The organism is Streptomyces jeddahensis, from assembly GCF_001642995.1.
GTDB classification, from domain to species: Bacteria; Actinomycetota; Actinomycetes; order Streptomycetales; family Streptomycetaceae; genus Streptomyces; species Streptomyces jeddahensis.
Genome location: NZ_LOHS01000081.1, coordinates 126050 through 148229, shown reverse-complemented (window position 1 = coordinate 148229; position 22180 = coordinate 126050). Strand labels below are relative to the sequence as shown.

Below are 22180 nucleotides of genomic sequence, written 5' to 3'. Positions count from 1 at the left end.
CCGTATTCCCCCGTGGTCCCCCACCTTCCCCCGTTGCTCCCCCCCAGACCTCAGGCGACCAGCTCGCCGAAGGACTCCTCCTCGTCACGGCCGAAGCTCAGGACGTCGTCCTCGCGCAGCCGACGCAGGGAGCGCCAGATGCTCGACTTCACCGTGCCGACACTGATGCCGAGGATCTCCGCGATCTCCGGGTCCGTACGGCCCTCGTAGTAGCGGAGGACCAGCATGGTGCGCTGGAGTTCGGGCAACCGGGCCAGCGCCTGCCACAGCACGGCGCGCAGCTCGGTGCCGCGCATCGCGTCCGTGTCACCGGCCGTCTCCGGCAGCTCCTCGGTCGGGTACTCGTTCAGCTTGCGGCGGCGCCACGCGCTGATGTGCAGGTTGGTCATGGTGCGACGGAGGTAACCGCCCACCGCGGCCTTGTCACTGATCCTGTCCCAGGCCTTGTACGTCGAGAAGAGGGCGCTCTGCAGCAGATCCTCGGCCTCGAACCGGTCTCCGGTCAGGTGGTACGCGGTCGCGTAGAGGGAGGCGCGGCGCTCCTGGACGTAGGCGGTAAACGCCGCTTCGGCATCTACAGTCTCCGACCTGGTACGACGCTCCCCCGATGCCTCCCCGTACGCGGCTCCCCCGTGAGCTCCCCCGCTGTTGCTTACCCCCGTGTGCGCGTCAACCACCGTCATGTACACGGTGTGCTGACGCCCGGTGCCGCGAGCGCACCCCCGCCCGCTCACGGCACCGGACTTCTCGTGCTGACCCGTGCCCCGGACGTCGTGGAGACGCGTGACGACTGCGCTAGTCGTGGTGCTGTGCAGCGTGCTCATCTCGCGCCCCCCGTCGGTGGAGTGGGTCTCGGTCCTTGCTGTGACGAAAACTCTGCCGGGGCGACTTCATGGCGGTGTCCGCCGACTGTCACAGACCTGTCACAGCGCCCCGGCGCGGGGGTCCACCGGGGCGTTGTCAAAGATCCTTCACAGGAGTTCGAGGTACGCGCGTGTGGGTGGGAGCGCCGCAACTGTCGAAACCCCACCACGCGATGAGTCAGAATGACGCCGTGCCTTCCCTGTTGCTGATCGAGGACGACGACGCCATCCGTACGGCCCTGGAGCTGTCGCTGACGCGCCAGGGGCACCGTGTGGCCACCGCTGCCAGCGGCGAGGACGGTCTGAAGCTGCTGCGCGAGCAGCGGCCGGACCTGATCGTGCTGGACGTGATGCTGCCCGGCATCGACGGATTCGAGGTGTGCCGGCGCATCCGGCGCACCGACCAGCTGCCGATCATCCTGCTGACCGCGCGCAGCGACGACATCGACGTGGTGGTCGGGCTGGAGTCCGGTGCCGACGACTATGTCGTCAAGCCCGTGCAGGGCCGGGTGCTGGACGCGCGCATCCGTGCCGTGCTGCGCCGCGGCGAGCGGGAGGCGAACGACTCCGCGACGTTCGGAAACGTGGTCATCGACCGCGCGGCCATGACGGTCACCAAGAACGGCGAGGATCTGCAGCTGACGCCGACCGAGCTGCGTCTGCTCCTTGAGCTGAGCCGCAGGCCCGGTCAGGCGCTGTCGCGGCAGCAGCTGCTGCGCCTGGTCTGGGAGCACGACTACCTCGGCGACTCCCGGCTCGTCGACGCCTGTGTGCAGCGGTTGCGCGCCAAGGTCGAGGACGTGCCGTCCTCGCCGACCCTGATCCGCACGGTGCGGGGCGTGGGCTACCGGCTGGACACGCCGTCGTGAGAGACGGCTGTGGCACCAGGCTTCACAACTCCAGGCTCGGCGCCCACCAGAGACTCTTTTGCCACACTGGCATCACTGGCCACGTCTGCCTCACGAACACGGCAACAGGCAGTCTCATCCGTCGCGTTCCGGCAGAGAATGTAAGGGTGACCAGGCAGGCACGGACGGCAGCACCCGCGCTTCGGCGCGTGGGCGCGGAAGCGAGCGGTCGGGCACGGTGACGAAACCGCACGACAAGCTGCGCGGCTGGGCCGCGGCGCGCAAGGCGATCCTCTCGACGCTGCGCTTCACGAGCCTGCGCCTGCGGCTGGTCCTCGTGTTCGCGCTCGTCGCCCTGACCGCCGCCGTGTCGGCGAGCGGCATAGCGTATTGGCTCAACCGCGAGGCGGTGCTGACCCGCGCGCAGGACGCCGCGCTGAACGACTTCCAGCAGGAGATGCAGAACCGCGCGGGCGCGCTGCCGGCCCGTCCGACGCAGGAGGAACTGCAGCACGCCGCCGGGCAGATGGCCGCCAGCGGCCAGCACTTCAGCGTGCTGCTGATCGCCGAGGACGAGGACGGCGACACCATCGCCGGCAATTCGGGGCTTGGCACCTTCACGCTCTCCGACGTGCCGAAGTCGCTGCGCGACGCCGTGAACGAGAAGCAGCCGCTCACCGAGGGCAACAAGTACGAGTACCACCTGTACTGGCAGCGGATCGTCGACGACGGCACGCCGTACCTCGTGGGCGGCGCCACGATGATCGGGGGCGGGCCGACCGGCTACATGCTCAAGTCCCTGGAGCCCGAGGCCAAGGACCTCAACTCGCTGGCCTGGTCGCTGGGGATCGCCACCGGGCTCGCGCTGATCGGCTCCGCGCTGCTCGCGCAGGCCGCGGCGACGACCGTCCTCAAGCCCGTGCACCGGCTCGGGGTCGCCGCGCGCCGCCTCGGCGAGGGCAAGCTGGACACCCGGCTGCGGGTGTCCGGGACGGACGAGCTCGCCGATCTGTCGCGTACGTTCAACCGGACCGCGGAGGCGCTGGAGCAGCGCGTCGCGGAGATGAGCGCACGCGAGGAGGCGTCGCGGCGGTTCGTCGCGGACATGTCGCACGAGCTGCGTACGCCGCTGACCGCGATCACCGCCGTGACCGAGGTGCTCGAGGAGGAGCTGGACGCCGAGACCGGCAGCGTCGATCCCATGATCGAGCCCGCCGTACGGCTGGTCGTCAGCGAGACGCGGCGGCTGGGCGACCTCGTGGAGAACCTGATGGAGGTCACCCGCTTCGACGCGGGAACGGCGCGGCTGGTCCTCGACGACGTGGACATCGCCGACCAGATCACCGCCTGCATCGACGCGCGCGCCTGGCTCGACGCCGTCGAACTCGACGCCGAGCGCGGCATCGTGGCCCGGCTCGACCCGCGGCGCCTTGACGTGATCCTCGCGAACCTCATCGGGAACGCGCTCAAGCACGGCGGTTCGCCTGTGCGGGTCTCCGTACGGACGGAGGGCGCGGACGGCGGGATCGTGGCCATCGAGGTACGCGACCACGGTCCCGGCATCCCCGAGGACGTGCTGCCGCATGTGTTCGACCGCTTCTACAAGGCGAGCGCGTCGCGGCCGCGGTCCGAGGGCAGTGGTCTCGGGCTGTCCATCGCGCAGGAGAACGCGCATATCCATGGCGGCGAGATCACCGCGGCGAACTCGCCCGAGGGCGGGGCCGTGTTCACGTTCCGGGTGCCTCGGGATGCTTCCGGGGTGGCGGAGCGGGAGCGGGAGCTAGAGCAGGGCGACGGGTCGTCGGGGGGCTCCCAGAAGTCCGACGGAGGCGAGCGGTGAACGTGAACGTGCGGCGTCTGCGGACTGCTGGGGCCGTTTCCCTGCTCGGCGTGGTGCTGGCCTCGGTGCTCTCCGGGTGCGGCATCCGGCCGACCGAGGTGCCGACCGACTTCGGTGCCGCGCCGTCGCGGGTGCCGTGCGCCCTGGGCGGGGCCGACATCGGCACGCAGTCGGCGCGCGGCGTCCCCGTGCAGGTCTTCCTCGTGTGCTCATCGCAGCTGGTGACGGTCGACCGTACGGTGCAGCTCGCCGGGAAGAACGCGGCGACGGACCGCGTACTGGTGGCGCAGGCGCTGCTCGACAAACTGGCGGAGGCGCCGTCGGCGCCGGAGAAGCAGGCGGGGTACACGACGGCTGTGCGCGGCGGCATGACGGTGTCCGGGCCGCGGGAGGGCGATCCGGAGGACACGCTGCGGCTCAGCACGCCGCCGGAGGATCTGTCCGCATACGCGCTCGCGCAGATCGTCTGCACATACGCGGACTCCGCTGCCGCGGACGAGGACGGGGCGGTGGTGCTGGGAGGCACCGGCGACGAGCCCGTGCGCCGCTACGAGTGCACCCCGGAGGTACGCGCCCGCCCCGGCACGGTACCGCCACCTTCTGAGACGGTCTCCGGGTCCTGACGACGACCTGCCGCGTCGGTGGGTGGGTCGGGCCTGTGCCCCCTGGGGCGTAGGCCGAACGGGGTGACCTGAGGCATACCCCGGAACCGCGGCGCGACCCCCGGCGTCCTTGGGGGCGTGCGTCAAGGATGGGGCGACGGCAACGTCGCGTTCCGTGTTCGTGCGGCGGGAGGCGTCCTCCTCGTCGCACACCTGCTCCTCGTCGGATGGCTCACGCTGCGCCCCCTGGACGTCCCCTGGGTGAGCGCAGCGAATCTGCATCCCTTCGCCGGCATCCGCGCCGACCTGGCGCTGGGCCCGTTACAGGCGGCCCGCCGCATCGGCGAGGGTCTGCTGCTGCTCGCCCCGCTGGGCGTGCTGCTGCCGATGGTCGGCGGAAAGCTGTCCGTGTCGCCGCTGGGCTCCCTGGCCCGTACGGTCGCGGCCGGCGCACTCCTGTCGCTGGGCATCGAGCTGCTGCAGACCGGCGTACCGGGTCAGATCGTGGACGTCGACTCGCTGCTGCTGAACACTGTCGGCGTGGCCCTCGCGCACGTCGCCGTCGTGCCCGCCGCCCGGGTACGGCTCCGTCGCAGGGCCGAGCGCACACCGGCCCCTCGGGAGGACGCCCATCAGGGAACGACCCCGACGATTACCAGGGTCGGCCTCGCACCGCAGAGCGACGCTCTGCGCGCTTCGCGTCCGTAGCGTGGAAGGCAGATGAGGCAACCGCCTCCACGGTTCGCGAAGGAGCCCACGATGACCCGCCTTGCCCGCCCCACCCACGGACGGATGATCGGCGGAGTGTGCGCAGCGCTGGCACGGCGCTTTGGCACCTCCGCGACCACGATGCGAGTGATCTTCGTAGTCTCGTGCCTGCTGCCCGGCCCCCAGTTCCTGCTCTACATCGCGCTGTGGATCCTGTTCCCCAGCGAGAAGAGCGTCCGCCAGGCCTGGTAGCACCAGACAGCGCGACGGGGTGCACCGACCGTGTCGGTGCACCCCGTCGTCGTGTCTAAGCGGTGCGCTCAGGTCAGCCGAGGCCCAGGGAGTTGTGCAGCGGCAGCTCCTGGGTGTGGAAGCCCTCCGTCGGCAGGCCGCCGAGGAGGCCGCTCACCGGGGTGTTGTCGAGCGGGGCCGGCAGGGTGGACGCCGCCACCTGGCCGGTGGCCGTCCCGACCGTGTACTGGGCCTCGTCGAGGGAGTCGGTGGTGACCTTGGCGGGCAGCGTCTTCGCGGCCTCGCCGAGGTCCGTGGCGATCCCGGGGGCGGCGTTGGCCGCACCGGCGCCCGCGGCAGCGAAGGCGGCACCGAGCGCGGCGACGCCGAGGGTCTTGGCGGCAGACTGCTTCATCTTCACGTCCTCGTGACGGGGGCTTTGGATCTCAGAAACGTAACGACCGTTTCGTGCCGCCCGCAAACACCGTGTTTCCCCGGGAATTCGTCGCGCACTGGGTTCCGGCTTGTTCCGGATCAAGGCCTCTTTCCCGTAGAAGTGCTGGTCGAGGCCGTCTGCTTGAACAGCCATTCGGACTTCAGCTCGGCATATCCCGGCTTGATCACGTCATTGATCATCGCCAGTCGTTCGTCGAAAGGAATGAATGCTGATTTCATCGCATTGACGGTGAACCACTGGATGTCGTCGAGCGTGTATCCGAAAGCCTCGGTCAGCAGCTCGAATTCACGGCTCATGCTGGTGCCGCTCATGAGCCGGTTGTCGGTGTTGACGGTGGCCCGGAAGTGCAGCCGGCGCAGCAGGCCGATGGGGTGCTCGGCGTACGAGGACGCGGCGCCCGTCTGGAGGTTGGAGGTGGGGCACATCTCCAGCGGGATGCGCTTGTCCCGTACGTACGCTGCCAGCCTTCCGAGGCGCACCGAGCCGTCGTCGGCGACCGTGATGTCGTCGATGATGCGCACGCCGTGGCCGAGCCGGTCGGCCCCGCACCACTGCAAGGCCTGCCAGATCGACGGGAGTCCGAAGGCCTCGCCGGCGTGGATCGTGAAGTGGTTGTTCTCGCGCTTGAGGTACTCGAAGGCGTCGAGGTGCCGGGTGGGCGGGTAGCCGGCCTCGGCGCCCGCGATGTCGAAGCCGACGACGCCCTCGTCCCGGTAGCGGTTGGCGAGTTCGGCGATCTCCAGGGCGCGGGCGGCGTGCCGCATCGCGGTGAGAAGGGCGCCGACGCGGATGCGGTGACCGTTCGCCTTCGCGCGGCGCTCCCCTTCCCGGAAGCCCTCGTTGACGGCCTCGACGACCTCTTCGAGGGTCAGGCCCTTCTCCAGGTGCTGTTCGGGGGCGTACCGGACCTCGGCGTACACGACGCCGTCCTCGGCCAGGTCCTCGGCGCACTCCGCGGCGACCCGCTTCAGCGCCTCCTTGGTCTGCATGACGGCGCAGGTGTGCGCGAAGGTCTCCAGATAGCGCTCCAGCGAGCCGGAGTCGGCCGCCTCGCGGAACCAGATGCCGAGCTTGTCGGGGTCGGTCTCGGGGAGGTGGTCGTAGCCCTGGTCGTGGGCGAGTTCGACGATGGTGCCGGGGCGCAGGCCCCCGTCGAGATGGTCGTGCAGCAGCACCTTCGGGGCGCGGCGGATCTGGTCCGGAGTCGGCGTTTCACGGGTCTGGCTCGTCATTTCCGCACTCTAACTCCTACGCGCGTAGAACACCTCTGGTCAAGGCCCGTCGATACGTAACAGTGACCCTGAGGACAGGTGGAGTACACCAGTGCTTCTGACACTGTTCTGTCATGGCACAGCAAGCGACGTCGGCTCAGACGCCCAGGCTGGGAAAGGCGATCGGCCCGGAGCCGTCCACCGTGGGTGGTGTGGTGCTGCTGCTGCCCGGGGGTGACGAGGTCTCCGTACGCCGTCCTTCCCCGCTCGCCGCGTCGTCGGTACGCGCCCTCGGGCGGCGTCTCACGCGCGACGGGCGTGGGCAGGGGCTGGCGGCGCACGTCGTCCACTACCGGTGCCGCGGCTGGAACGGCAGCGAGGCGCACCTCGCGCGCGATGCCTCGTGGGCTGCGGACGAGGTCGTGCGGTTGTACGGGGACGTGCCCGTCTGCCTCGCCGGCGTGGACATGGGCGGGCGTGCCGCCCTGCATGCGGGCGGCCATCCGGCGGTGGAGTCCGTGCTGGCGGTCGCGCCCTGGCTGCCCGAGGACGACGTGGCCGCGGCGCCCGAGCCGGTGAAGCAGCTGGCGGGGCGGCGCGTGATGATCGTCCACGGCACCAACGACGAGCGTACGGATCCCGAGTTGTCATTCCGGCTGGCGGCGCGGGTGAAGAAGACGAACCCGGGGATCTGCCGGTTCGAGGTGCACTCCGACGGGCACGGGCTGCATCAGTACTGGGCCGAAGTCCTCGCTCTCGCTTCGGACTTCGCGCTCGGCACGCTCTTCGGGCGCGACTTCGCGCGCCCGGTCGCGGACGCGCTGGCGGCTCCGCCGCCGCTGGGGTTGCGGATGCCGTTGGCGGCGGGTTTTGGGGCTGTGGGGCGGCGGCGCTGACGGTGGCCTCCGGCGGTAGGTGGTGCGCCGCCTGCCGGTGGGTGGGTCGCGACTTGCGCGCCTGCCGGCTGTCGTCGGCTGGTGCGCCTTCTGTCGTTGGGTGGGTCGGGGCCGCGCCGGGATGTACGTCCTCGGTCTGGCGCCGAACCGTACATCGTTTGGGCGAGCCCAGACCTGGCGCCAGCCGCTGCGGGCGCACATCCCGCCACGTCCCCTTCGGCACGCTCGCGGCTACCGGCCGGTGGGGGCGACCGTCACCGTTGTGGGCAATCGTTCCGCAGGGCTGGGGGCACCTCCCAGCGGTAGCTGGGGGAGGGTGGGCACAACCCCACGACGGCGGGCGCCCTGGCCCAGTACCCGCACACCCGGAGGGGTGGGGCACAACCCACGACGGCGGGTGCCGTGAACTCGTGCGCCCGCCCCGGCACGGGGCTAGTCGGGCAGAAGGTGCCCGCGGCGCGACAGCAGGAAGCGTTTGAAGGCCGCCACCGGCGGGGTGTCGGGGATGCCCGCACGCCACGCCACACCGATCTCACGGGCCGCCCGCGGAGCGGTGACCGTAAGCTCCGCGACTCCCGGCCGCGGCACGGCCGGCGGCGGCAGCAGCGCCACGCCGAGCCCGGCGGCGACGAGTCCGCGCAGGGTCTCGGCCTCCTCACCCTCGAAGGCGATACGGGGCCGGAAGCCGGCCTGCCGGCACAGGTCGTCGGTGATGCGCCGCAGCCCGTACCCGGGTTCGAGGGTCACGAACGTCTCGTCGGCCGCCTCGGCGAGACGGACACGCTTGCGGGAGGCAAGGCGATGGTCGTCGGGCACGACCAGCCGCAGTCGCTGCTCGTCGAGACGGCGCGCGACCAGGTCCGGCGCGTCGGGGACCGGTGAGGTCAGGCAGAGGTCCAACTCGCCTGATCGCAAGCGCTCGATCATGGCCTCGCCGTAGTTCTGGACGAGACTGAACCGCACGCGCGGGTGGTCGACGCGGAAGGCGCGGATGAGCTCGGGCACGGTTTCGGAGCCCATGGTGTGCAGGAAGCCGAAGGCGACCTTGCCGGAGGCGGGGTCGACGTCCGCCCGTACCTCCTCGGCCGCGCGCTCGACCTCGGCGAGTGCCCGCTCGACCGAGGTCAGGAAGGTGCGGCCCGCGGGGGTCAGCGACACCGTACGGCCGTGGCGTGCGAACAGGTCGACGCCCAGGTCCTGTTCGAGGCGTACGAGGGCCCGGGACAGGGTCGACTGGGGCACCTGCATCTCCTGCGCGGCCCGCGTGACGTGCTCGGTGCGGGCGACGCCGGCGAAGTACGCGAGGCGCGGTGCGAGTATCGCCGCAATGTCTTCCGTGTCACCGGACGGTGACAGCCGCGGCTGTGACCTCTGCTCATGCTCCATGGGATCGATTATGGCGATTCCATGCATTGGACGCATGAATGCAGGTGGCCGTACGTTCGGGGCATGCCTCCTGCCAGTACCGAGGCGTCCACCACCACCGTGGACGCCCGCCCTGCCGCTCCCGCCTCCGACTCCCGAATGAACCCGGGCGGTCCCGGCTACCGCCGGATGAGCCTCGCCCTCTTCCTGGCGGGTGTCGCCACGTTCGCCCTGCTGTACTCCACGCAGGCCCTGCTCCCGCTGATCTCCGCCGACTTCGGTGTGAGCGCGTCCACGGCGAGCTGGACGGTGTCGGCGGCGACGGGCGGGCTGGCGCTGTGCGTACTTCCGATGTCCGCGCTGTCGGAGCGGTTCGGACGGCGGACCATGATGACGGCGTCGCTCGCGGTCGCCGTGGTGGTGGCTCTGCTGGTGCCCTTCGCGCCGTCGGTGGGCGCGCTGATCGCGCTCCGGGCGGTGCAGGGCGCGGCGCTCGCCGGGCTTCCGGCGTCCGCGACGGCGTATCTGGCGGAGGAGGTGCGCCCCAGGGCGCTGGTCACCGCGATCGGGCTGTTCGTGGCGGGCAACAGCGTCGGCGGCATGAGCGGCCGGGTCATCACCGGCTGGGTCGCGCAGGAGTGGGGCTGGCGGGTCGCGGTCGGTGCGCTCGGCGTGCTCGCCGTGGTGTGCGCGGCGCTGTTCCGCGTACTGCTGCCGGCGCCGCGCCACTTCACGCCCGGCACGCTGAACCCGAAGGCCCTGGGCCGCACGGTCCGCGGTCACCTGTCGGATCCGCTGCTGCGCCGCCTGTACGCGATCGGCGGGCTGTTCATGACGGTGTTCGGCGGTGTCTACACGGTGATCGGCTACCGGCTGACGGATGCCCCGTTCTCGCTTCCGCAGGGCGTCATCGGCTCGATCTTCCTGGTCTATCTCGTCGGTACGGTGTCGGCTTCGGCGGCCGGGAGGCTGGTGGCCCGGCTGGGGCGGCGCGGGGCGCTGTACCTGGCGGGCGGTACGACGGCCGCGGGCCTGCTGCTGTCGCTCGCCGAGGCGCTGCCCCTGGTCCTGCTGGGCCTGGTCCTGATCACCGCCGGCTTCTTCGCGGGCCACGCGGTCGCGTCCTCGGCCGTGAGCCGCACGGCGACCCGGGGCCGTGCGCAGGCCTCGGCGCTCTACCAGTCCGCGTACTACGTGGGCTCCAGCGCGGGCAGCACGCTGGGCGCTGTCGCCTTCCACGCCGGCGGCTGGTTCGGGACCGTGGCGCTCGGACTGCTCGCCGTGGCCGGCGTCGTGACGATCACGGTGGCGGGTACGCGGGCGGCGCGGGCGCAGGCCCGGCTGGTGGCGGTGCCCGCGGGGCACTGAGGTTCCCCCGGTCACGACTCGTTCTGCACACGACACCCCGCGTACCGCGCCGGCTGGCGGTACGCGGGGTGTCGCGCGAGTATGCGGTGCATGGACGCCGGGCGGCGCGCGTTCGGCCTCTACGTGCGAAAACTGCAGGTCCGGCACGATTGTCAGTGGGGTCCTGTAGCTTCCGGACTGCTGGCGCCGCACAGGCGACGGAGAAGCCACAGGGGTGGGTTCCAATGAGTGAGAGCACAGCGACGACGACGGACCTGGACGCCCGGCTGGAGAAGCACAGGGTCGAGCTGACGGGGTACTGCTACCGGATGCTCGGTTCCTCCTTCGAGGCCGAGGACGCCGTGCAGGACACGATGGTGCGCGCCTGGCGGAGCTACGACCGGTTCGAGGGCCGCTCGTCGCTGCGCTCGTGGCTGTACCGCATCGCGACGAACGTGTGCCTGGACATGCTGAACGCGGGCAACCGCCGGGCGCGCCCCATGGATCTCACCGAGTCCACGCCGCTGGCGCAGGCGGCGCTCAATCCGCGTCCGGACCACACGTGGCTGGAGCCGATGCCGGACGCGCGCGTGCTGCCCGAGGTGAGCGACCCGGCGGAGGCTGCGGTGGCCAAGGAGTCGGTGCGTCTCGCCTTCATCGCGGCCCTGCAGCAGCTGCCGCCGAAGCAGCGGGCCGTGCTGATCCTGCGCGAGGTGCTCGCGTGGAAGGCGAGCGAGGTCGCCGAGCTGCTGGGCACCACGGTCGCCTCGGTCAACAGCGCGCTGCAGCGGGCGCGGGCGACACTCGCCGAGAGCGGCGGATCCCTGGACACGGCGACGGCCGACCCGCTGGACGAGGAGCAGCGCAAGCTCCTGGACCGCTATGTGGCCGCCTTCGAGGGGTACGACATGGCGGCGCTGACGGCCCTGCTGCACGAGGACGCGGTAATGACGATGCCGCCGTTCGACCTGTGGCTGCGCGGTCCTGAGGACATCACCGGCTTCATGACCACGCTGGGTGCGGCCTGCGAGGGTTCCCGTCTGATCCCGGTGGTCGCCAATGGCACGCCGGCCTTCGCGCAGTACAAGCCGGATCCGGACGGAAAGGGCTTCGTGCCCTGGGCGGTGCAGGTCATCGAGGTGTCAGGGGGCCGGGTCACCGGGTTCCACTGCTTCCTGGACACGGCGCGGTTCTTCCCGCTGTTCGGGGTGCCGCTCCATCTCGAGCCCTAGCCCGACGAGTTGGAGCAGTTCGCGTAGCTGCGGAGCTGGGTTGCGTACGCGGATCCGGCCGCCCGCGCGGCGCGCGGCCAGCTCCAGGCGGGCCAGCAGGTCGACGGCGGCGAGCCCGGGAGCGGCCAGCGCCGCGGCGTCGCATACGACGACGTCCGCGCCGGTGGCCAGCAGCTGCGCTCGTACGTGCGCGCACAGCCGGTCCGCCTCGGCGCGGCCGACGGCGCCGGGCAGGACCAGGGGTGCGGGTGTCGGAGCGTCCACGGTCGGTAGACCGTGGGTGAGCGGAGAACTCATCGCGAGCGGTGACAGGGATGCTGTGGGCGCGCTGTCCCGCGCAGGCGAAGCTCCCGGTCAGGCGTCAGGCGAGGCCCTCCGGCTCAGGCGATGCGTTCCAGCACGATCGGCGGCGGGGTGAAGGCCGTGTCGGCCGAGGCGATGTCGTACGCCCCCTCCAGGGACTCAAGGGCGTACTGGAAGCGTTCCGGGGTGTCCGTGTGGAGGGTGAGGAGGGGCTGGCCCTCGACCACGGTGTCGCCCGGCTTGGCGTGGAGTTCGACGCCGGCCGCGGCCTGGACCGGGTCCTCCTTGCGGGCGCGGCCCGCGCCGAGGCGCCAGGCGGCCACGCCGACGCCGTATGCGTCGAGGCGCGTCAGTACGCCGGAGGAGGGCGCCGTCACGATGTGCTGTTCGCGGGATGTGGGCAGTGGTGCGTCCGGGTCGCCGCCCTGGGCCGCGATCATGCGGCGCCATACGTCCATGGCGGAGCCGTCCGCCAGGGCCTTCGCCGGGTCGGCGTCCGGCAGCCCGGCGGCGTCCAGCATCTCGCGGGCCAGGGCGAGGGTGAGTTCGACGACGTCCGCGGGGCCGCCGCCCGCCAGGACCTCCACCGACTCGCGTACCTCGAGGGCGTTGCCCGCGGTCAGGCCGAGCGGGGTGGACATGTCGGTGAGCAGCGCGACCGTCTTCACACCGTGGTCGGTGCCCAGGCCGACCATCGTCGAGGCGAGTTCGCGGGCGTCCTCGATCGTCTTCATGAAGGCGCCCGAGCCGACCTTCACGTCGAGGACCAGCGAGCCCGTGCCCTCCGCGATCTTCTTCGACATGATCGACGAAGCGATCAGCGGGATGGCCTCGACCGTGCCGGTCACGTCCCGCAGGGCGTACAGCTTCTTGTCGGCGGGGGCCAGGCCGTCGCCCGCCGCGCAGATCACCGCGCCTGTCGTGTCGAGGACGTGCAGCATCTCCTCGTTGGAGAGCAGGGCGCGCCAGCCCGGGATGGACTCCAGCTTGTCGAGCGTGCCGCCGGTGTGGCCGAGGCCGCGGCCGGAGAGCTGCGGGACGGCCGCGCCGCAGGCGGCGACCAGGGGCGCGAGAGGGAGCGTGATCTTGTCGCCTACGCCGCCCGTGGAGTGCTTGTCCGCCGTGGGGCGAGTGAGGGCCGAGAAGTCCATGCGTTCGCCGGAGGCGATCATGGCGGCGGTCCAGCGGGCGATTTCGCGGCGGGTCATGCCGTTGAGGAGGATCGCCATGGCCAGGGCCGACATCTGCTCGTCGGCGACCTCGCCGCGGGTGTAGGCGTCGATGACCCAGTCGATCTGGGGGTCTGTGAGTTCGCCGTGGTCGCGCTTGGTGCGGATGACGGAGATGGCGTCCATGGGGGTTCCTTCCGGTTTCTTCCGGTGTGCGGGTGTGGGTGGGCGGTTTGTTTTCCCCCACCCCGCCCCTTCCCGTAACCAGGGGGCGCCAGCCCCCTGGACCCCCGGTCCTCAAACGCCGGACGGGCTGAATTAACGGGGGCTGGGGGCGAAGCCCCCAGAAAAACAGACCTACAGCAGCCGCTCCGGCCCGAACGCCTGCGGCAGCACCGCCGACAGGGGCTGGACCCCCTCGGGGGTCTCCAGGAGCAGTGCGGGCCCGCCGAACTCGAACAGCAGCTGGCGGCAGCGCCCGCACGGCATCAGGATGTCGCCCTTGCCGTCGACGCAGGTGAAGTGCGTCAGCCGCCCGCCGCCGGTGAGCTGCAGCTGCGAGACGAGCCCGCATTCGGCGCACAGGCCGAGGCCGTACGACGCGTTCTCGACGTTGCAGCCGGTCACGGTCCGGCCGTCGTCGGCCAGGGCCGCGGCGCCGACGGGGAAGCCCGAGTAGGGGGCGTAGGCGCGGGACATGGCGTCCCGCGCGGCCTCCCGCAGGGCCTCCCAGTCGACGTCGGCGTCCCGGGCGGCGCCGCCTACGGAACTCACTTGCCCTGACCCTTCCGGTACGGCAGGCCGTCCGCCTTCGGCATCCGCAGGCGCTGCGCCGACAGGGCGAGCACGAGCAGCGTGATGACGTACGGGGTGGCGGAGACGACCTGGTTGGGCACCTCGTTGGTGACGGAGTACCAGGTGAACATCAGAACACCGATGGCCGCGGTCAGCAGGGCCGGGGCGTACTTCTTCCGGATCAGCAGCCAGATGGCGCCGACCGCCAGCAGGACGGCGCCGAGCAGCAGCAGCGCGTGGACGTTCTCGGAGCCGCCGCGCAGGTTGAGGCTGTCGGTGTAGCCGAAGAGGCCCGCGCCCAGGGCGAGTCCGCCGGGCATCCAGTTACCGAAGATCATCGCGGCGAGGCCGATGTAGCCGCGGCCGCTGGTCTGGCCCTCCAGGTAGAAGGGGTTGGCGACGATGGAGAGGAAGACGCCGCCGAGTCCGGCCAGGCCGCCGGAGATGATCACGGCCAGGTACTTGTACTTGTAGACGTTGACGCCGAGGGACTCGGCCGCGACCGGGTTCTCGCCGCAGGACCGCAGGCGCAGGCCGAAGGCGGTGCGCCACAGGATCCACCAGGAGGCGGGGATCAGCGCGACGGCGAGCAGGGTCAGCCAGGAGACGTTGGTGACCAGACCGCCGAGGAGCCCCGCGATGTCGGAGACGAAGAACCAGCCCTTGGCGTTGAGTTCTTGCAGCGCGTCGGAGAGTCCGGGCACCGTGAAGTCGCCGAGGGAGTGCACGGGCGGGGACTGCTTGGCCGAGCCGCCCTGGACGCCCTCGAAGGCGAGCGGGGCGAGGTACCGGGTGGCGCCGAGGGCCAGGATGTTGATGGCCACACCGGAGACGATGTGGTTGACGTTGAACGTGACGGTGACGAACGCGTGCAGCAGGCCGCCGAGCGCCCCGCCGAGGATGCCGACGAGGACGCCGGTCCACGGGCCCCACTGGTAGCCGGCCCAGGCACCGAACCACGTGCCGAGGATCATCATGCCTTCGAGGCCGATGTTGACGACGCCCGCGCGCTCGGCCCACAGGCCGCCGAGACCGGCCAGGCCGATCGGCACGGCCAGCTGAAGGGCGGTGGACATCTGGCTGACGTTGGTGATGCCGTCGGCGCCGGTGATGATGCGGACGATCGAGGTCAGCGCGAGGGCGCCCGCGATGACCAGCAGCAGGACGGGGAGAGACAGCCTGCGGCCGGCCGGTGCGGCGGACCCCAGCGAGGGCTGGTTGACAGCGGTTGCCGTGGTCATCGGCCAGCCACCTCCTTCTCGGTGTTGTTGTCAGAGGAGGCGCCGAGGACGTGGCCCGCGGCGAGCTCCGCGCCGACGCGGCGCTGCTGGCGGCGCAGGCCCCAGGTGCGTACGGCCTCGTACGAGACGACGACCGCGAGCACGATCAGGCCCTGCATGATGACCGCGATCTCCTTGTCGTACGGCACCGGAGCGAACTCCAGTTCCGGCGATGCCTTGTCGAGCCAGGCGATCAGGAGGGCGGCGAAGGCGATGCCGACCGGGTTGTTGCGGCCGAGCAGGGCGATGGTGATGCCCGTGAAGCCGAGGGTGGTCGGGAAGGTCGCGCTGTAGGTGTGCGAGGCGCCGAGCAGGATCGGCAGGCCCGCGAGGCCGGCCATGCCGCCGGACACGAGCATGGCGGTGAGGACCATGCGCTTGGGGTCGACACCGCTGGCCGCGGCGGCGGTCTCCGACGCGCCCGAGGCGCGCAGGTCGAAGCCGAAGCGGGTGCGGTTGAGGACGACCCAGTAGCCGATGCCGAGGAGGATCGCGACGAGCGTGAAGCCGTAGATCTCGCCGGCCGGACCCATGTCGATGCCGGGCACCCAGCCGGACTTGGCCATCTCACCGGTGGTGTTGTTGTTGCCGACCTTGACGCCGAAGACGCTGGGCAGCCACAGGTAGGCGATGACGGAGCTCGCGATCGCGTTGAGCATGATCGTCGCGACGACCTCGCTGACGCCCCGGGTGACCTTCAGGACACCCGCGATGCCTGACCAGAAGGCGCCGGTGAGGACCGCGGTCAGCACCAGCAGCGGGATCTGCAGGACCGCCGGCATCGCGACGTGGGTGCCGACGATCGCGGCCGCCATGGCGGCGAGCTGGTACTGGCCGTCCACGCCGATGTTGAACAGGTTCATCCGGAAGCCGATGGCCACCGCGAGCGCCGCCAGGTAGTACATCCCGGCCTGGTTGATGATCAGGACCTGGATGTCGGAGTACGTGGCCTGCTCGAACATCAGCAGGTAGGGCTCGACCGGGTTCTTGCCGGACGCGATCAGCACGACCGAGGTCAGGGCCACGGCCACGACGAGCGCGATGACCGGCCCGGCCACGGCGAGGAGCACCCGCTCCTTGTCGAACTTCTTCATCAGCGGGCCTCGTCTTCCGGGGCGTCTGCCGTCGTCGCGGGAGCGTCTGCCGGGGTCTTCGCCAGAGCGTCTGCCGGGGCTTCTTCGTGCTCGAGGTGGCCGGAGGCGGCGCCGGTCATGGCCGAGCCGAGCTCCTCCGGGGTGATGGTGGCGGGGTCGGCGTCGGCGACGAGCCTGCCGTTGTAGATCACGCGGAGGGTGTCGGAGAGGCCGATCAGCTCGTCGAGGTCCGCGGAGATCAGCAGTACGGCGAGGCCCTCGCGGCGGGCCTCGCGGATCTGGTCCCAGATCTGGGCCTGCGCGCCGACGTCCACGCCGCGGGTGGGGTGGGCGGCGATGAGGAAGCGCGGCTTGTGGCTCATCTCGCGGCCGACGATCAGCTTCTGCTGGTTGCCGCCGGACAGCGAGGCGGCGGTGACGTCGATGCCGGGGGTGCGGACGTCGTACTCCTCGACGATCCGCCGGGTGTCGGCCTGGGCGGCCTTCGGGTCCAGCCAGAAGTGCCGCTTGCCGCGGGTGCTGGGCTCCTCGGTGACATGCCCGAGGATGCGGTTCTCCCAGAGGGGCGCCTCCAGGAGCAGGCCGTGGCGGTGGCGGTCCTCGGGGATGTAGCCGACGCCCTGCTCGCGGCGCCTGCGGGTCGGCCAGGCGGTGATCTCGTCCTCGGCCAGCGTGATGGTGCCGGAGTCGGCGTGCCTGAGGCCGATGAGCGCCTCGACCAGCTCGGTCTGGCCGTTGCCCTCAACGCCGGCGAGGCCCAGGACCTCGCCCGCGTGGATGGTGAAGCTGATGTCGTCGAGGAGCGCCTTGCCGCCGTCGGCGACCAGGCGCAGGTCCTTGACGGTCAGGACGGGGCGGTCGGTGACCGTCGACTCGCTGGTCTCCGGCGTGGGCAGCTCGCTGCCGACCATGAGCTCGGCGAGCTGGCGCGGGGTCGTCTCGGCCGGGACGGCGGTGCCGACGGTCGTACCGCGGCGGATGACCGTGATCTCGTCGGCGACCGACAGCACCTCGCCCAGCTTGTGGGAGATGAAGATGACCGACAGGCCCTCGGACTTCAGTTCGCGCAGGTTGGCGAAGAGCGCGTCGACCTCCTGCGGCACGAGGACCGCGGTGGGCTCGTCGAGGATCAGGGTGCGGGCGCCGCGGTAGAGGACCTTGAGGATCTCCACGCGCTGGCGGGCGGCGACGCCGAGGTTCTCGACGAGGACGTCCGGGCGTACGTCGAGGCCGTACCGCTCGGATATCTCGAGTATCTTCCGGCGCGCCCTGCCGCCGATGCCGTACAGCTTCTCGCTGCCGAGGACCACGTTCTCCAGGACGGTGAGGTTGTCGGCGAGCATGAAGTGCTGGTGGACCATGCCGATGCCGCGGGCGATGGCATCGGCGGGCGACGAGAAGGCGACCTGCTCGCCGTCGATCGCGATGGTGCCCTCGTCCGGCTTCTGCATGCCGTAGAGGATCTTCATCAGCGTCGACTTGCCGGCGCCGTTCTCGCCGACGAGGGCGTGGACGGTGCCCTTGCGGACGGTGAGGTGGATGTCATGGTTGGCCACGACGCCGGGGAATCGCTTCGTGATCCCGGCGAGTTCGACGGCGGTCACCTGACCGCCCGCCGCGCCGGCCGGAGGGCTGCTGGACGCGTTGATGACGCACTCTCCTGGGGAAGGGGGCCGTCTACGTGTAGCGCCCCTACGGCATCGGAAGGGGCGATGCTCCGCGACAACGGGGTACGGGAAGCCTGGCTCCCGCACCCCGTCGAGCGGACGTAACCCCGCGGTTACTGGCTGCTCGTGATCTTGCTGTACCGGCCGGCACTGCGATGTGCCGGCCGGTCTGCCCGTGTCAGCTGGACTTGACCTTGATCTCGCCGCTGATGATCTTCTCCTTGGCCGTCTCGATGGCCTTCTGGAGCTCGGTGTCGCTCTTGAACTCCGGGTTGGAGTCCGCGAGGCCGACCTCGCCGGACTTCAGATCGCCCCTGACGATACCGGCCTCGGGCTTGCCGTCCTCGACCGACTTCGCAAGGTTGTACACCGCCTTCGCGACGTCCTTCGTCGCGGAGGTGAGGATGTACTTCTTGTACTTGCTGAGGGCTTCCTGCTTGTACTGGTCGGAGTCGACGCCGATCGCCCACACCTTGGCGGCGGCAGCGGCCTCGATCACGCCCTGACCGGACAGACCGGCCGCCTGGTAGACGACGTCCGCGTTTTTCTCGATCTGGCCCTCGGCGGCCGTCTTGCCCTTGTCCGGGCTGGAGAAGCCGCCCTCCTCGGCGGTCTGCGTCAGGTACTGCGACAGGACCTTGACCTTCGGGTCCGTGTCCTTGACGCCCTGCTCGAAGCCCGCCTCGAACTTGTGGATGAGCGGGACGTCCACGCCGCCCACGAAGCCGACGACGTCGGTCTTGGTCGCCTTGGCAGCGGCCACACCGGCGAGGTACGACGCCTCCTCCTCGGAGAAGACCAGGTCGGCGACGTTGTCCGCCTCGATCGTGGAGTCGTCGACGATGCCGAAGGTGGTGTCGGGGTACTTCGCCGCGGCCTCCTTGACGGCCGCCGCGTAGGCGTAGCCGACGCCGATCACCGGGTTGTAGCCCTGCTTGGCCAGGGAGACCAGGCGCTGGGTCTTGTCGGCGTCCGTCTCGCCCTCGGTGGGCTCGATGTCCTGGGTCCGGTACCCGAACTCCTTCTTCGCCTTCTGCAGGCCCGCGTAGGCTGCGTCGTTGAAGGACTGGTCGCCCTTGCCGCCGACGTCGTACGCGATGGCGAGGCCCTTGTCGCCCTTCGTGTCCGACGAGCCGGCGGAGGTCGACGTGCTGCCGCAGGCGGACAGCGCGAGGGCGAGCGAGGCGGTCGCAGCGCCCGCGACCGCGATACGGGAAACCCGGCGCATGTGGTGTGCTCCTGTCGTACAAGCGCCTGGCGGTACAGCTATGGCGCTAACTTCCGCCGCAGAGTAACGCGCGTAGACCTACGAGAAAACCCCTTCTGTCCACCTTGTTATGCGCCCGTGCCCAAGCCGTGCGGACGAGCCGGGCGGACGAGGGCCCGAGCCGAGCGTACGAGGGCCCGAGAACGGACGACGGGGCGGGCGGGCATCGATGACGCCCACCCGCCCCGTCGCCACAGACGGAGGTCGGATCTACTCGGTGATCTACTCGGTCTTGACCTTGATGGAGCCGTCGATGATGCCCGCCTTGGCCTTGGCCACGGCGTCGGCGAGACCGTCGATCTCCTTGAACTTCGGGTTGCTTTCGGCGAGGCCGACGCCGTCCACCTTCAGGTCGAAGGTCTGCACGCCGGTCAGCGGCTGGCCTGCCTCGACGGACTCCGCGAGCGCGTACACGGCGCCGCCGACGTCCTTGAGCGCGGAGGTCAGGATGTAGTCCTTGTACTTGGCGAGGGCTTCCTGCGCGTACTGGTCAGAGTCGACGCCGATCGCCCACACCTTGGCGGTGGCGGCGGCCTCGATGACGCCCTGACCGGACAGACCGGCGGCCTGGTAGACGACGTCCGCCTTCTTCTCGATCTGGCCCTCGGCGGCGGCCTTGCCCTTGTCCGGGCTGGAGAAGCCGCCCTCCTCGGCGGTCTGCGTCAGGTACTGCGACAGGACCTTGACCTTGGAGTTCGTGTCCTCGACGCCCTGCTTGAAGCCCGCCTCGAACTTGTGGATGAGCGGGATGTCCACACCGCCCACGAAGCCGACGACGTTCGTCTTGGTCGCCTTGGCAGCGGCCACACCGGCGAGGTACGAGGCCTCGTTCTCGGCGAAGACCAGCGATGCCACGTTGTCGCCCTTGACCACCGAGTCGACGATGCCGAAGCTCGTGTCCGGGTACTTCTTGGCGACCTTCTCCATCGCCGTGCCGTAGGCGAAGCCGACACCGATGACCGGGTTGTAGCCCTGCTTGGCGAGGGAGGCGAGGCGCTGCTCCTTGTCGGCGTCCGTCTCCCCGTCGGTGGGCTCGACGTCCTGGGTCTCGTAGCCGAACTTCTTCTTCGCCTTCTCCAGGCCCGCGTAGGCGGCGTCGTTGAACGACTGGTCGCCCTTGCCGCCGATGTCGTAGGCGATGGCGAGGCCCTTGTTGCTGTCCTTGCTCTCGGGCTTGTCCGCCTGGTCACTGGTGCCGCCGCAGGCCGTGGCGGCGAGCGCGAGCGACGCGACCCCCACCGCGGCCCGGGTCAGTTTGGATATCCGACGCATCTGAAGTTCCCCATTCTCCGAAGCCCCGCGTGGGCGCTTGGCTCGGCGCACATTAACGCGCGTAGACAGTCCAGGGAACGGGGTTTCTCGCGGCCGTTATCCATTCGTGCCGATGGCTGGTTACGGCCTTGTGAACCATGGGATCGAATGGGGCGGTTAGGGCAATCGGCCCTTACGCTGAGCGTTCGGGCCGCAACGGCTTACGGCACCGCCGTCGTGGGGTTGTGCCCACCCCGTGGGGTGCGGGTACTGGGCCAGGGCGCCCGCCGTCGTGGTGTTGTGCCCACCCGTTCCGCCCTGCGGAACGATTGCCCACAACGGTGCGGAGCGGTTGCCCGGCAGCCGCCCGCGCCCCGACCCACCCACCAGCCGAAGGCGCACAAGCCGGCCACCGGCCGTCAGAGCCCGGCGTCCAGCAGCGCCGCTGCGGTGAAGAGCTCGACCCCGACAGTGATCGCGTACTCGTCGGCGTCGAAGTCGCCCTGGTGGAGATCACGGATGCCGCGCTCGCCGGGCGTACGGACGCCGAGGCGGGCCATGGCGCCCGGCACCTTCTCGAGGTACCAGGAGAAGTCCTCGCCGCCGAGGCTCTGCTCGGTGTCCTCGATCGAGGACACCCCGCGGCGGGCGGCCATGGCGTCCCGCAGCAGCTCGGTGACCTCGCGGTCGTTGACGACGGGCGGCACCCCGCGGATGTAGTTGATCACCGACTTGGCGCGGTGGATCCCCGCGATCTCGTCGATCGCGGCGTGCACCAGGTCCGGCGCCTGCCGCCACGCGTCCAGGTCGAGGCAGCGGACGGTGCCGGACAGCTCGGCGTGCTGCGGGATGACGTTGCAGGTGTGGCCGGATTCGATACGCCCCCAGGTCACGGCGAGACCCGAACGGGCGTCGATCCGGCGGGCCACCATGCCGGGCACGTCGGTGACGACCTTGGCGACCGCGGTGACGAGGTCGGTCGTCAGGTGGGGGCGGGCCGTGTGACCGCCGGGCCCGTCGAGGGAGACCTCGAGCCGGTCGCAGGCCGAGGTGATCGGGCCGTGCCGCAGCCCGATGCGTCCCGCCTCGACCTTCGGGTCGCAGTGCACGGCGATGATCTTCCCGACGCCGTCCAGGACGCCCGACTCGATCGCGTCGGCGGCGCCGCCGGGCAGTACCTCCTCGGCGGGCTGGAAGATCAGCCGTACGGGATGCGGGAGCCGGCCCTGGCGGTCCAGCTCGGCGAGGACGAGGCCCGCTCCGAGCACGACGGTGGTGTGCACGTCGTGGCCGCAGGCGTGGGCGCGGTCGGGCACGGTGGAGCGGTAGGCGCAGCTCGTCTTGGTGTCCGGGATGGGCAGCGCGTCGATGTCGGCGCGCAGCGCGAGCATGGGCCGTACCGTGTCCCGTTCCGGGAGGTCGCCGCCGCCGATGTCGCATACGAGTCCCGTCCCCGTGTCGAGGACGCGCGGCCGCAGCCCTGCCTTCTCGAGGCGGGCCTTGATCGCCGCGGTGGTACGGAACTCCTGGTTGCCGAGCTCCGGGTGCATGTGCAGGTCGCGGCGGAAGGCGATCAGCTCGCTACGCAGCTCTTCGGGCAGCGCACCGGGGAGGGCTTCCGCCGCGGACTCGGCACCGGGGACGTCTCCGGGGACGTCGGACTCGCGGGACATCAGTTGCTTCACCCTTTGAAGGGTAGGGCGAATCGGGGCCGGACCGAACTGCGATCAACAAAACTTCAGCCCGATCGAGGT

At 70.6% G+C, this 22180-nt stretch carries 21 protein-coding genes; 8 read left to right on the top strand and 13 right to left on the bottom strand.

What is annotated here, in order from left to right; all coding sequences use genetic code 11:
* Nucleotides 1–50 precede the first annotated feature (50 nt).
* A complete protein-coding gene (locus STSP_RS17440; RefSeq protein WP_067278552.1) occupies nt 51–824 on the bottom strand; it encodes a SigE family RNA polymerase sigma factor in 774 nt (257 codons plus the stop codon).
* A 230-nt stretch (nt 825–1054) separates the two neighbouring features.
* On the opposite strand from STSP_RS17440, the gene afsQ1 reads away from it, so the two are divergent.
* From afsQ1 to STSP_RS17415, 5 genes are all read left to right on the top strand, one after another.
* A complete protein-coding gene (gene afsQ1 / locus STSP_RS17435) occupies nt 1055–1732 on the top strand; it encodes a two-component system response regulator AfsQ1 (RefSeq protein WP_067278550.1) in 678 nt (225 codons plus the stop codon).
* Nucleotides 1733–1949: 217 nt separating this feature from the next.
* The gene (locus STSP_RS17430) at nt 1950–3551 is read left to right on the top strand and encodes a sensor histidine kinase (RefSeq protein WP_067278547.1); all 1602 of its coding nucleotides are present in this window, start codon (nt 1950–1952) and stop codon (nt 3549–3551) included.
* A gap of 2 nt (nt 3552–3553) precedes the next feature.
* Nucleotides 3554–4174, top strand: coding sequence for a hypothetical protein (locus tag STSP_RS17425; protein WP_067278600.1), 621 nt, complete (start codon nt 3554–3556; stop codon nt 4172–4174).
* Nucleotides 4175–4291: 117 nt separating this feature from the next.
* Complete coding sequence (locus tag STSP_RS17420; protein ID WP_067278544.1) at nt 4292–4861, top strand: VanZ family protein; 570 nt, start codon at nt 4292–4294, stop codon at nt 4859–4861.
* A gap of 51 nt (nt 4862–4912) precedes the next feature.
* The gene (locus tag STSP_RS17415; protein WP_067278542.1) at nt 4913–5113 is read left to right on the top strand and encodes a PspC domain-containing protein; all 201 of its coding nucleotides are present in this window, start codon (nt 4913–4915) and stop codon (nt 5111–5113) included.
* 73 nt (nt 5114–5186) lie between these two features.
* On the opposite strand, the gene STSP_RS17410 is transcribed toward STSP_RS17415, so the two are convergent.
* Both STSP_RS17410 and STSP_RS17405 read right to left on the bottom strand, forming a co-directional pair.
* On the bottom strand, nt 5187–5507 hold the full coding sequence (locus STSP_RS17410; RefSeq protein ID WP_067278597.1) for a hypothetical protein: 321 nt from the start codon (nt 5505–5507) through the stop codon (nt 5187–5189).
* Between the two features lie 119 nt (nt 5508–5626).
* Complete coding sequence (locus STSP_RS17405; RefSeq protein WP_067278540.1) at nt 5627–6781, bottom strand: adenosine deaminase; 1155 nt, start codon at nt 6779–6781, stop codon at nt 5627–5629.
* Between the two features lie 113 nt (nt 6782–6894).
* On the opposite strand from STSP_RS17405, the gene STSP_RS17400 reads away from it, so the two are divergent.
* Nucleotides 6895–7656, top strand: coding sequence for an alpha/beta fold hydrolase (locus tag STSP_RS17400; RefSeq protein ID WP_067278537.1), 762 nt, complete (start codon nt 6895–6897; stop codon nt 7654–7656).
* Nucleotides 7657–8088: 432 nt separating this feature from the next.
* Here the strand turns inward: STSP_RS17400 and STSP_RS17395 are convergent, their stop codons facing one another.
* Nucleotides 8089–9042, bottom strand: coding sequence for a LysR family transcriptional regulator (locus STSP_RS17395; RefSeq protein WP_067278534.1), 954 nt, complete (start codon nt 9040–9042; stop codon nt 8089–8091).
* 63 nt (nt 9043–9105) lie between these two features.
* Between STSP_RS17395 and STSP_RS17390 the strand changes: the two genes are divergently transcribed.
* A complete protein-coding gene (locus STSP_RS17390; RefSeq protein WP_067278532.1) occupies nt 9106–10389 on the top strand; it encodes an MFS transporter in 1284 nt (427 codons plus the stop codon).
* Nucleotides 10390–10613: 224 nt separating this feature from the next.
* On the top strand, nt 10614–11600 hold the full coding sequence (locus STSP_RS17385) for a sigma-70 family RNA polymerase sigma factor (protein ID WP_067278530.1): 987 nt from the start codon (nt 10614–10616) through the stop codon (nt 11598–11600).
* Here STSP_RS17385 and STSP_RS17380 read toward each other — a convergent pair.
* The 9 genes from STSP_RS17380 to STSP_RS17340 form a co-directional block, all read right to left on the bottom strand.
* Complete coding sequence (locus STSP_RS17380; protein WP_078067261.1) at nt 11511–11897, bottom strand: STAS domain-containing protein; 387 nt, start codon at nt 11895–11897, stop codon at nt 11511–11513. The two genes, STSP_RS17385 and STSP_RS17380, sit on opposite strands and share 90 nt — an antisense overlap.
* A gap of 83 nt (nt 11898–11980) precedes the next feature.
* The gene (locus STSP_RS17375; RefSeq protein WP_067278525.1) at nt 11981–13258 is read right to left on the bottom strand and encodes a thymidine phosphorylase; all 1278 of its coding nucleotides are present in this window, start codon (nt 13256–13258) and stop codon (nt 11981–11983) included.
* 171 nt (nt 13259–13429) lie between these two features.
* Complete coding sequence (locus STSP_RS17370; protein WP_078067260.1) at nt 13430–13846, bottom strand: cytidine deaminase; 417 nt, start codon at nt 13844–13846, stop codon at nt 13430–13432.
* Nucleotides 13843–15108: an ABC transporter permease gene (locus tag STSP_RS17365; protein ID WP_067278522.1), complete on the bottom strand. Its 1266-nt coding sequence runs from the start codon at nt 15106–15108 to the stop codon at nt 13843–13845. Before STSP_RS17365 ends, STSP_RS17370 begins: the two co-directional genes overlap by 4 nt.
* The gene (locus STSP_RS17360) at nt 15105–16241 is read right to left on the bottom strand and encodes an ABC transporter permease (protein WP_067278521.1); all 1137 of its coding nucleotides are present in this window, start codon (nt 16239–16241) and stop codon (nt 15105–15107) included. The genes STSP_RS17365 and STSP_RS17360 overlap by 4 nt, the downstream gene beginning before the upstream one ends.
* Nucleotides 16241–17845 (bottom strand): ABC transporter ATP-binding protein, encoded by a 1605-nt coding sequence (locus STSP_RS17355; RefSeq protein ID WP_067278518.1) that lies wholly within the window; start codon nt 17843–17845, stop codon nt 16241–16243. The genes STSP_RS17360 and STSP_RS17355 overlap by 1 nt, the downstream gene beginning before the upstream one ends.
* Nucleotides 17846–18086: 241 nt before the next feature.
* Nucleotides 18087–19136 (bottom strand): BMP family lipoprotein, encoded by a 1050-nt coding sequence (locus STSP_RS17350; RefSeq protein WP_067278516.1) that lies wholly within the window; start codon nt 19134–19136, stop codon nt 18087–18089.
* A gap of 261 nt (nt 19137–19397) precedes the next feature.
* On the bottom strand, nt 19398–20447 hold the full coding sequence (locus STSP_RS17345) for a BMP family lipoprotein (protein ID WP_067278514.1): 1050 nt from the start codon (nt 20445–20447) through the stop codon (nt 19398–19400).
* Between the two features lie 398 nt (nt 20448–20845).
* Entirely contained in the window at nt 20846–22099 is a 1254-nt protein-coding gene (locus STSP_RS17340) for an amidohydrolase (RefSeq protein ID WP_067278511.1), read from the bottom strand.
* Between the last annotated feature and the right edge of the window lie 81 nt (nt 22100–22180).